This is a genomic window from Rhodoluna sp., assembly GCF_044232805.1.
Taxonomy (GTDB): domain Bacteria; phylum Actinomycetota; class Actinomycetes; order Actinomycetales; family Microbacteriaceae; genus Rhodoluna.
Genome location: NZ_JBIILG010000043.1, coordinates 1 through 9,059 on the forward strand (window position 1 = coordinate 1; position 9,059 = coordinate 9,059).

The 9,059-nt window shown below is 49.2% G+C and carries 12 protein-coding genes; 8 read left to right on the plus strand and 4 right to left on the minus strand.

Translation table 11 applies throughout. The features are described from left to right. The 4 genes from AC9UES_RS05660 to tsaD form a co-directional block, all read left to right on the plus strand. On the plus strand, nucleotides 1-238 hold a 238-nt coding region (locus tag AC9UES_RS05660; RefSeq protein WP_509527463.1), incomplete at its 5' end, for a tRNA (adenosine(37)-N6)-threonylcarbamoyltransferase complex ATPase subunit type 1 TsaE. Continuing rightward, on the plus strand, nucleotides 238-867 hold the full coding sequence (gene tsaB, locus AC9UES_RS05665) for a tRNA (adenosine(37)-N6)-threonylcarbamoyltransferase complex dimerization subunit type 1 TsaB (RefSeq protein ID WP_509527465.1): 630 nt from the start codon (nucleotides 238-240) through the stop codon (nucleotides 865-867). The genes AC9UES_RS05660 and tsaB, both read left to right, overlap by 1 nt. Next, complete coding sequence (gene rimI, locus AC9UES_RS05670; protein WP_509527468.1) at nucleotides 864-1,325, plus strand: ribosomal protein S18-alanine N-acetyltransferase; 462 nt, start codon at nucleotides 864-866, stop codon at nucleotides 1,323-1,325. The genes tsaB and rimI overlap by 4 nt, the downstream gene beginning before the upstream one ends. Further along, nucleotides 1,322-2,350: a tRNA (adenosine(37)-N6)-threonylcarbamoyltransferase complex transferase subunit TsaD gene (tsaD, locus tag AC9UES_RS05675; protein WP_509527471.1), complete on the plus strand. Its 1,029-nt coding sequence runs from the start codon at nucleotides 1,322-1,324 to the stop codon at nucleotides 2,348-2,350. The genes rimI and tsaD overlap by 4 nt, the downstream gene beginning before the upstream one ends. Here the strand turns inward: tsaD and AC9UES_RS05680 are convergent. Genes AC9UES_RS05680 through AC9UES_RS05690 form a run of 3 tightly spaced genes read right to left on the minus strand, consistent with a single transcriptional unit; the run spans nucleotide 2,347 to nucleotide 4,864 of the window. Next, nucleotides 2,347-2,958 (minus strand): LysE family translocator, encoded by a 612-nt coding sequence (locus AC9UES_RS05680; protein ID WP_509527474.1) that lies wholly within the window; start codon nucleotides 2,956-2,958, stop codon nucleotides 2,347-2,349. The two genes, tsaD and AC9UES_RS05680, sit on opposite strands and share 4 nt — an antisense overlap. 7 nt (nucleotides 2,959-2,965) lie before the next feature. Continuing rightward, a complete protein-coding gene (gene ptsP / locus AC9UES_RS05685) occupies nucleotides 2,966-4,591 on the minus strand; it encodes a phosphoenolpyruvate--protein phosphotransferase (protein WP_509527477.1) in 1,626 nt (541 codons plus the stop codon). Beyond that, nucleotides 4,592-4,864 (minus strand): HPr family phosphocarrier protein, encoded by a 273-nt coding sequence (locus tag AC9UES_RS05690; protein WP_509527480.1) that lies wholly within the window; start codon nucleotides 4,862-4,864, stop codon nucleotides 4,592-4,594. 167 nt (nucleotides 4,865-5,031) lie between these two features. Here AC9UES_RS05690 and AC9UES_RS05695 point away from each other — a divergent pair, with 167 nt between their 5' ends. Beyond that, nucleotides 5,032-5,331: a DUF4190 domain-containing protein gene (locus AC9UES_RS05695; protein WP_509527483.1), complete on the plus strand. Its 300-nt coding sequence runs from the start codon at nucleotides 5,032-5,034 to the stop codon at nucleotides 5,329-5,331. A 14-nt stretch (nucleotides 5,332-5,345) separates the two neighbouring features. On the opposite strand, the gene AC9UES_RS05700 is transcribed toward AC9UES_RS05695, so the two are convergent. Further along, a complete protein-coding gene (locus AC9UES_RS05700) occupies nucleotides 5,346-6,545 on the minus strand; it encodes a THUMP-like domain-containing protein (protein WP_509527485.1) in 1,200 nt (399 codons plus the stop codon). A gap of 117 nt (nucleotides 6,546-6,662) precedes the next feature. Between AC9UES_RS05700 and groES the strand changes: the two genes are divergently transcribed. From groES to AC9UES_RS05715, 3 genes are all read left to right on the plus strand, one after another. Then, nucleotides 6,663-6,959: a co-chaperone GroES gene (groES, locus tag AC9UES_RS05705; RefSeq protein WP_509527488.1), complete on the plus strand. Its 297-nt coding sequence runs from the start codon at nucleotides 6,663-6,665 to the stop codon at nucleotides 6,957-6,959. Nucleotides 6,960-7,027: 68 nt separating this feature from the next. Then, on the plus strand, nucleotides 7,028-7,945 hold the full coding sequence (gene rarD / locus AC9UES_RS05710; protein ID WP_509527491.1) for an EamA family transporter RarD: 918 nt from the start codon (nucleotides 7,028-7,030) through the stop codon (nucleotides 7,943-7,945). Between the two features lie 262 nt (nucleotides 7,946-8,207). Beyond that, nucleotides 8,208-9,059: ABC transporter substrate-binding protein (locus AC9UES_RS05715; protein WP_509527493.1), on the plus strand; the 852-nt coding region annotated here is incomplete at its 3' end.

Below are 9,059 nucleotides of genomic sequence, written 5' to 3' on the forward strand. Positions count from 1 at the left end.
ACCCTTTGTTCACATCGATGCTTATCGATTGTCTGCCCCCAGAGAACTGGATGATTTAGACATCGATTACTCAAACTCAATTTCAGTTATCGAGTGGGGCAGGGGATTTACCGATGGCCTTAGTGAATCAATTCTAGAAATTGAAATTGAAAGATTTATCGAATCTGAGGAACGTAAGCTCACTATTTCTGGTCAGGGAAGACTCGGCGATGTCTTTGAAATACTAGGTGAGAAATAATGAAGCAGATTGTTTTAGCCCTTGACACTTCACAAGGAACCTCGGTTGCTGTGCTGGTAGATGGCAAAGTTGTAGCTGAGGCAAAAGACCCAAATCCAATGCGTCACGCAGAAAACATTGGGACACTTATTGCGAGCTGTATCGAGCAAGCAGGTGTCAGCGCAGCTGAAGTCACGGACGTAGCTGTGGGGATTGGCCCCGGGCCATTCACAGGCTTGCGGGTAGGAATTGCTGCAGCCAAGATGTTTGCCGCTGGCTCGAAAGCAAGACTCCATGGTGTGGGTTCTCTAGAGGCAATTGCATACAACTTGTCTCTAACAGAGCCGACCTTGGTGATTGCCGATGCCAGAAGATCTGAGGTTTACTTTGGCCTTTACCAAGGCAAGAGCCCTAACGGGGTCCCTAGAGCCCTTGTGGTTCCTGGTGTCAACAAGCAAGCTGAGCTGGAAGCTAGGCTCCAGGCACAAGCTCAGGCGTATGAGCTCATCTCGGAGCCGGTTGCCGCAGCTTCCGTCGGATTGCTAGCCCTTGCCCAGCAATCAGAAGGCCACTTGGCTGGCCCCATTCAGGCCAATTACCTTAGAGAGCCTGATGCCACTTATGCAAACCCGAAGAAGGTTTCTGGATGAGTCATCAAATAAGGATTGCCTCAGAAGCTGACCTAGAGAACATAATGCAGATTGAAAAAGCCTGTTTTGGTAACGACGCTTGGTCTAAATCAAATATGACAAGTGAGATCCTTGCCCCGCACACAACCTATGTTGTTGCCGAAGAAAGTAATTCCTTGATCGGGTATGCGGGCCTTAGCAAACTTGCCTCATCAACAAGTTGCGATATTCAAACCATTGCTGTGAGCGAAAGCCATCGTGGATTAGGTGTTGGGCGAAAGCTAATGGAAAGCCTTCTAGCTTTTGCCAGAGAGCAAAAAGCCAAAGAAGTTTTTCTTGAGGTGCGCGAGGACAAACCAACGCCACAGAAGTTATATCTCTCTCTTGGTTTTAAGGCGATTGACCGCCGTGAAAACTACTACCAACCAGATGGTGTTGCGGCTATTGTGATGCGTCTTGATTTGGAGGGTAACGCATGAGTGCTCCTATCGTTTTGGGAATTGAAACAAGTTGTGATGAAACCGGAATTGGAATTGTTCAAGGGAACAAGCTGCTTGCCAATGTGATTTCATCCTCAATGGATCAGCACGCAAGATTCGGTGGTGTAGTTCCTGAGATTGCAGCACGTGCACACCTAGAAGCGCTAGAATCCGTTTTGGCCAAAGCACTTCAAGATGCAAAGATTTCAATCGATCAAGTCGATGCTGTTGCGGTTACCAATGGCCCGGGGCTAGCCGGAGCTCTCATGGTGGGAGTGGGTGCCGCTAAAGCGCTAGCCGTTTCGTTGAATAAACCTATTTACGCAGTTAACCATTTGGTGGCTCACGTGGCGGTGGACATCTTGGAGCGTGGAAAGCTCGAAACCCCAACTGTGGCGCTACTAGTAAGCGGAGGCCACACCTCTTTATTGCTAGTTCGGGACATTTTGAATGACGTGGAATTGCTTGGGGAGACCGTAGATGATGCCGCTGGGGAGGCCTTTGACAAGGTCGCCCGGGTACTTGGCCTGGCATATCCTGGCGGGCCGGAGATAGATAAGGCCGCCAAAGAGGGCGATCCAAAGGCCATTAGGTTCCCAAGGGGGCTTAGCCTGCCAAAGGATATGGAACATAACCGGTACAACTTCAGCTTCTCTGGTCTAAAAACAGCTGTCGCGAGGCACGTCGAGCTGGCCGAATCAAAGGCAGAGACAATTTCAGTTCCCGACGTTGCCGCATCGTTTAGAGAAGCCGTTGTGGATGTGCTGGTTTCCAAAGCTATCAACGCCTGTCTTGATAACAACGTTCCAAGACTGATTCTTGGCGGTGGCGTTGTTGCCAACGCAAGACTTCGAGAGGTTGCAGCTGCAAGATGTGCCGAGGCAGGAATTGAACTTCGAATTCCAGCGCTATCTCTTTGCACAGACAACGGCGCGATGATTGCCTCCCTTGGTGCTCAGATGGTTATGGCAGGCGTTGAGCCAAGCAATCTTGACTTTGGGGTTTACTCAACTATCGATTTCTAGCCGCGAAGCGGCAGAGCAATTCCAATTGCTATAAACACGCCACCAAAAACTTGATTGACGCGTTTACCAAACTTCGCGAGAGCTGGCTTCAAAGTATTGGCAAGAGAAGCAACTACGTATTCGTAGATGAATTCAATAATCACAAAAGTAAGTGCCATCACAACGAACTGCGAAAGCAGAGAAATACTTGGATCAATAAACTGCGGCAAGAATGCCACAAAAAATAATATTCCTTTTGGATTAGTAAGCGCTGCTAGTGCGCCTTGTCTAAAAAGGTACGAGCCCTTCACACCAGCAACCGGTTTGGTGTCTTGTGCACCAATGGCAGGTGAGCGCCAAACGGAAATGCCAAGCCAAATCAAATAGACTCCACCAACGAACTTGAGCACAGTGAGGATTTCAACCGATGCTGCCAGCAGGGCTCCGATTCCAAACATTGAAAGGGCTATAACCGTAGCAAAGCCAACAGAGCCGCCAATAATGGTCGAAAGGGTCTTTCGCCTCCCATAGATTGCCCCGTGGGTTAGGGCCAAAAGCCCATTGGGGCCAGGGGTCAAAGTCAGCCCGGTTACTGCCAGAAGATACAGAACCCAGTTACCAAGCTCCATTTAGGCCCTACCTTGCGCCAATTTCTCGAAGCGCGGTTGCCTTGGCTTGCTCCGCAGATCTTGCCTGCAGAACAGCTTGCGCTACCTGTTGAGCATCTTCTAACTCAAGTGAAGAAAGCGCGTTGTGTACTGCATCAACTTGAGATCTAGAAACACTGACCGAGTCAAAACCAAGACCAGCCAGCAAGATTGCAAAGGCCGGATCAGAAGCGCTTTCGCCGCAGACACCTGATGATATCCCGGCCTGCTTGGCATCATTGGCAATGCGCGATAGTGACTTTATAAGTGCCGGTTGCCAATGATTCAAAAGTGCGCCAAGGGATGGGTTCATCCGGTCTGCTGCGAAAAGATACTGAGACAAGTCGTTGGTTCCAACCGAAACAAAATCAACAACGCCAGAAAGTTGATCGACCAGCAACGCGATTGAAGGAGTCTCGATCATGATTCCAACTTTGTATTTTCCAAGACTTCGAGCCAAATCCGAAAACGTCTTTGCCTCGTCAACGGTTGCAACCATCGGGGCCATAACCCAAACCTCGCGACCGGACTCTTCGCGAGCCAGCTCCAACGCCTTTAGCTGACCCTCGACGAATTCGCGATGATTGGCAAGGAGTCGATAACCACGAACTCCAAGCGAAGGGTTTTCCTCGGCTGGCATATTCAAAAATGGAACTGGCTTGTCGCTTCCGGCGTCAATTGTCCTAACCACGATTGGACCCTCGGGAGCAGCCTTTAAGATTTCGCTATAGCTTTTTGCTTGCTGCTCAATTGATGGCTCATGTGAGGAAGACAAATACAAAAGCTCAGTTCTAAAAAGCCCAACTCCATCGGCCAGTGTTTTACTGGCTGATTCGGCATCTTCCAGGGTTCCGATGTTGGCCCTAACTGGGATTAGGGAACTCGCGCCAATTGGGACAAAGTTGATGGCTTGGGTTGCCAGAGATACGTCATCGCCCACAATCACCCTGTCGCCAACCGGGTCCACCAAGACCCTGTCGCCAGTTGCCAATTCGCTGGCACCCGGGCAGGACACAACCGCTGCGATATTTCTGGAGCGACAGATGATTGCGGTGTGTGAAGTTGGGCCACCTTTTAGGGTGACAACACCAACCACCGCGTCAGTAAACTGCGCCGTATCGGCAGGAGAGAAATCTTCACCAACCAGGACAATGCGCCCCTTTGTTGGCAGATCTAGATCTAACTTGATTCCAGCTAACTTTGCTTGGACTCTTTTTGATAGATCCTGAAAGTCAGCAACCCTCTCATCAAAAGTTGGGTCACCCTTGAGTAGCTCGGCAAACTCATCAACCGCTTTACCAAAGGCCGCCGCCGCACTCCAACCATCTGCAATGTTTGAAGATGCAACTTCGAGAAGTTCATCGTCTTCCAAAAGAGTCTTAAGCGCTTCAAAGATTTCAGCGCTGGTGCCACCAGCTTTTGCTCCCAGCTCATCAAGTTGATTTGACACAAAGGCGATTGCAGATTTCAACTCGGAAATTTCCTGCTCGGGAGTCTGTGTTGACTTTGTCCACTCGGGGATCAGTTGCGAGTGTTCAACAACTAACACTTCTCCAAGGGCCGGCGAAAGCCCCACCCCTAGACCGCTAAGAATTGTTCCTGGTTTGGCAGACAACTATTCGCCTTTTAGAATTTCTTGAATCTCGCTGATCATCTTTGTTGCAAAGGACTCATCTTCGGTTGGAACTTGAACGACTAGTGTCTGTCCTGTTGCCACCTTGAGAGCCAAAAGCCTTAGAGCGGAGTTGGCCTTCGCTGCTTCTTCGCCTGGTTTACCAATCAGCACTTCGAGCCCGGAGTCCTTGACCAGCTTGACTATCTGGCTCGCAGGCCTAGCGTGCAGTCCAATTGGGTCCAAAACCTGGACTTCTCCTTGGATAACCGACATTGCTTTACTCCTGGGACGTGTTGGGAATAGCTCTAATTATGACGGTTTGAGCCAACATGGCCAAAACTTGGGCATTTCTACTCACAGCCTACTAACAGCTAAACCGAACCCTTTCCCCAGACTGTGGTGCTCAAATGGAACTAGGTAAATCAATAGAAGGAGCCAACATGGCAGACAAAGATAAGAAGTTCGATTTCACCAAACTCAACACCCTAGCGGTTGTTTCAATCGCTACAGCCCTAACCTCCATTGGAGCGGTAGCGGCGATCATCACAGGACACGTTGCCCTAACCCAGATTAAGAAATCTGGCCAAAGCGGTCGCGGACTAGCCCTGGCCGGAACCATTGTGGGCTACGTAACAATCGCTTTCTGGATTCTTACAAGCATTGGATTCCTAATCGCCGGAACTTACCTAAAGGGTAGGTACGGAATGGAAATGGGAAACCGCATGGATTGGGACTGGTAACAAAAAACTTCTAGTCAGCTGATGGGTTGCGTGACTAGCACTCGGTGGGCGTCGCCCACTCTGGTAACAACCAGAGTGGCGGCGCCTTCCCCTTTAGGTGCAAGTTCACGTCTTAGCTCTTCGGGAGAAATATCAGAACCCCGCTTTTTGATTTCTAGAATTCCGATTCCATTTTTCTTCACATAAGCCTTGAGTTGCTTGCGATCAAAAACTAAGTTATCGATTACTTCGAAGCCGCGCGTCCATGGCGAGCTGATTTTTTCATTAGAGGTTAGATAAGCAATGTCGGGGCTGATGATTTGCAATCCAAGCGGTTCGGCAAAGTCCGATATCAACCTGGAGCGAATAAGTGAGTTATCTGGTTCGTAAACATACTTTCCTAATTCACCAAGTGGTGCGTTAGGACTTTCGGTTTTGGAGGAATTAATCTCGTGTTGACCTTCAGCTGTAACCAAAAGTGCCGAGCGTGCAATGTTTTCTCGATTGAGTGAACCAAACCACAATCCAAGTTCAACCAAATCGCCTTCAACAGAAACCCACTGCGCCTCAGCATCATTTGGAATCTGCTTCTTGTCGTGACCTGGGCCTAGTTTTATCCCAGTTGGTTTTGATCTGGCCGCGGCTAGACAGAAATCGAAATTCGGTGAGTAGTTCGCCGGATCAAAATGTCTTTGGGCCTCGGCCTTTTTGGGCCCATTTAGCTCTCGTCTAGCGGGATCCAAAAACAAAGCCTCGAACTGGGAAAGATCGAGCTGCTCAACATCAGCCAGCTCCACGGTTACGTTCTCAAAGGCTGCCAAGTTATAGGTGGCAACGGCTGCGGTAACCTCGTCAATTTCAAAGGCTTGGACCTTTATGTCTAGTGCGGCCATGGCCATTGATTCGGCACCAATTCCACAGCCTAGGTCTGCTACCTCTTTTATACCTGCAGCCCGGAACCTGCCCGCGTTCAGGGCAGCGACTTTGAGCCTGGAAGCCTGCTCAAGCCCAGCCTCGGTGAAGAGCATGCTGGAAGCAAAGTCACCAAACTTGGCTATGGCCCTTTTTCGAAGCTTTGCTTGGGTTAGAGCAGCTGCCACGGTCATTGGGTCATGGCCGGCTTTTCGAAGCCCAGCCACCATCTTGAGCACATCGGTGTCGGAGGAGTAGACCAGCTCATCAAGTAATAACTGGCCTCCAGGGCTAGCCAGCCTTATAAAGTCCTCGCGCTCCATCGCTACAGGCTACCAAGCCCGCCTTGGCCGAGCCCTTGTTCCCGTGCTATTGTTTAGTTAGCACTCTCACCTCGAGTGTGCTAATCCACCTAAAACTTAGTCAAAGAAGAGGTCATAATGTCGGTTTCAATCAAGCCGCTTGAAGATCGTATTGTTGTTCGTCCATCAGCTGCCGAGCAGGTAACTGCCTCAGGTCTTGTTATTCCTGACACAGCTCAGGAAAAGCCCCAAGAGGCTGAGGTTATCGCCGTTGGGCCAGGACGCGTTGACGACAAGGGAGTAAGAATCCCGGTTGATGTTTCAGTTGGCGACATCGTCATTTTCTCCAAGTACGGCGGCACTGAGCTTAAGTACAACAACGAGGAGTACCTAGTACTTTCTGCCAGAGACGTATTGGCGATCGTAACCAAGTAGTCATTTTCTATAAAAACCCCACAGGCTAGCTTGCTTGGGGGGTTTTTATTTACCCCTAGATTTAGTGTGTGAGCGAGAAAGCTATAGGCAAAGGAATTGGCTACGGTCTTTCTGCCTACCTAATTTGGGGTTCTTTCCCAATTGTCATCGCAGCACTGTCTTTCGCCGAACCGTTTGAGATTGTTGTCTGGCGAGTAATCTTTGGATTCGTTTTTGGAATTGGCGCAATCCTGATTACCAGAAAGTTTGCTGAATATCGTGCAGTGTTTTCTCAACCCAAACAGTTGCTTTGGATATCTCTTGCTGCCGTTGTGATCTACATCAACTGGCAAGTCTATGTTTTTGCCGTTGCCGACGGACATGTGATTGAAGCCTCGCTTGGGTATTTCATAAATCCACTGGTGACCATAGCGCTCGCAACAATATTCCTGAAAGAAAAGCTAAATGTCTTTCAATGGGTAGCAGTTGGGCTCGGCACTGCGGCGGTCTTGGTAATGACTTTTAGTCTTGGGCAGCCACCGGTAATTGCACTTTTGCTTGCCTTCTCTTTTGGGATTTATGGCCTAGCTAAAAATCGTTTGGGTGGGAAAGTTTCTGCACTGAATAGCTTCACCATCGAAACTACGATGCTGCTTCCATTGGGTATCGCCCAGCTGGTGTTTCTAGCAACCTTCTCTGAGATTCAGTTTGGATCTGCCGGATTGTTACCATCGCTTGGTTTAGCGGCCTATGGATTCCTAACTGCTATTCCGTTGTTGCTTTTTGGAGCAGCCGCTAAACGAGTCCCGTTAAGTTACATCGGCTTCATGCAGTATTTGACCCCAACGTTGCAGTTTTTGCTTGGGCTGTTCTATTTTCAGGAGCTAATGGCACCAGCTCGCTGGTTTGGTTTCATAATGGTCTGGCTAGCGCTGGCCATTTTGTCTTTCGACGCTCTTAGGCGGCTGTCCAACAGAGGTAAGCAAACAACCCCTCAGATTTCCTAATGGAGACCTGTTCCAGATTTTGAAACCGAATTGTAATAAAGCCAAAAAAGTGGCTTTTGGCAACTGATTTCGAAGCAAATTGACTATTTTGGCTACAAATACAGACCTTTTTGGCTATTTTTGGCCGATTTCAAGGCTACGAATTCCTGAAGAGTCAAGTGGGGCTTGAAGGCTATGGTTTTCGAAACTTAGCCAACCTATACTTGGGAACTTGAACCATATCTTAGGAGATGGTTCAAAAACCATTATATAAAGGAGAAAAATGAGCTCATTTTCATTCTCTCGTCGTAACAGGAAGACCGCTACTGCAGTCGCTACTCTAGCTGCTGCTGCTTTGGTTCTTTCTGGTTGCGCAGCAACCGGAGACGGTGGCGCTGCTGGCGGCGAGCTAACACTAAAGATCGGTACTGCACTTCCGCAGACCGGAAACCTGGCCTTCCTAGGCCCACCTGAAGAAGCTGGTGTTGCTCTTGCTATCAAGGAGATCAACGAAGCTGACAAGGGTGTTCAGGTTGAGGTTACTTGGGGAGACTCTGGTGACACCGACAACAAGGCATACGAGACCGAGATTCCTCGTCTTCTAAACGCTGGCGTTAACGCAATCATTGGTGCTGCTTCATCTGGTACCTCATTGCAGTTCATCGACCAGGTTGTTGGAGCTGGAGTAGTTCAGTTCTCACCTGCAAACACATCTGCTGCGTTGAGCACCTACGACGACAAGGGACTGTACTTCCGTACCGCTCCTTCTGACGTTCTACAGGGTGAGGTTCTTGGTAACCTAATCGCGGCTGATGGTCACGAGACTCTTGGACTGATCGTTCTAAACGACTCCTACGGAACTGGTCTTGCTAGTTTCGTAACTGAGGCTTTCGAAGCTGCAGGTGGAGAAGTTACAGCTGCACCGACATACAACACCGGTGACACTAACTTCACATCTCAGATTGCAGAAGTTCTTGCAACTAACCCAGACGCAATTGCTCTGATCACCTTCGAAGAAGTAAAGACCATTATTCCTGGTCTAAGCGGATTCCCAGCCGACAAGCTTTACTTTGTTGATGGAAACCTAGCTAACTTCAAGGACTTTGCACCTGGTACTCTAACTGGTGCAAAAGGA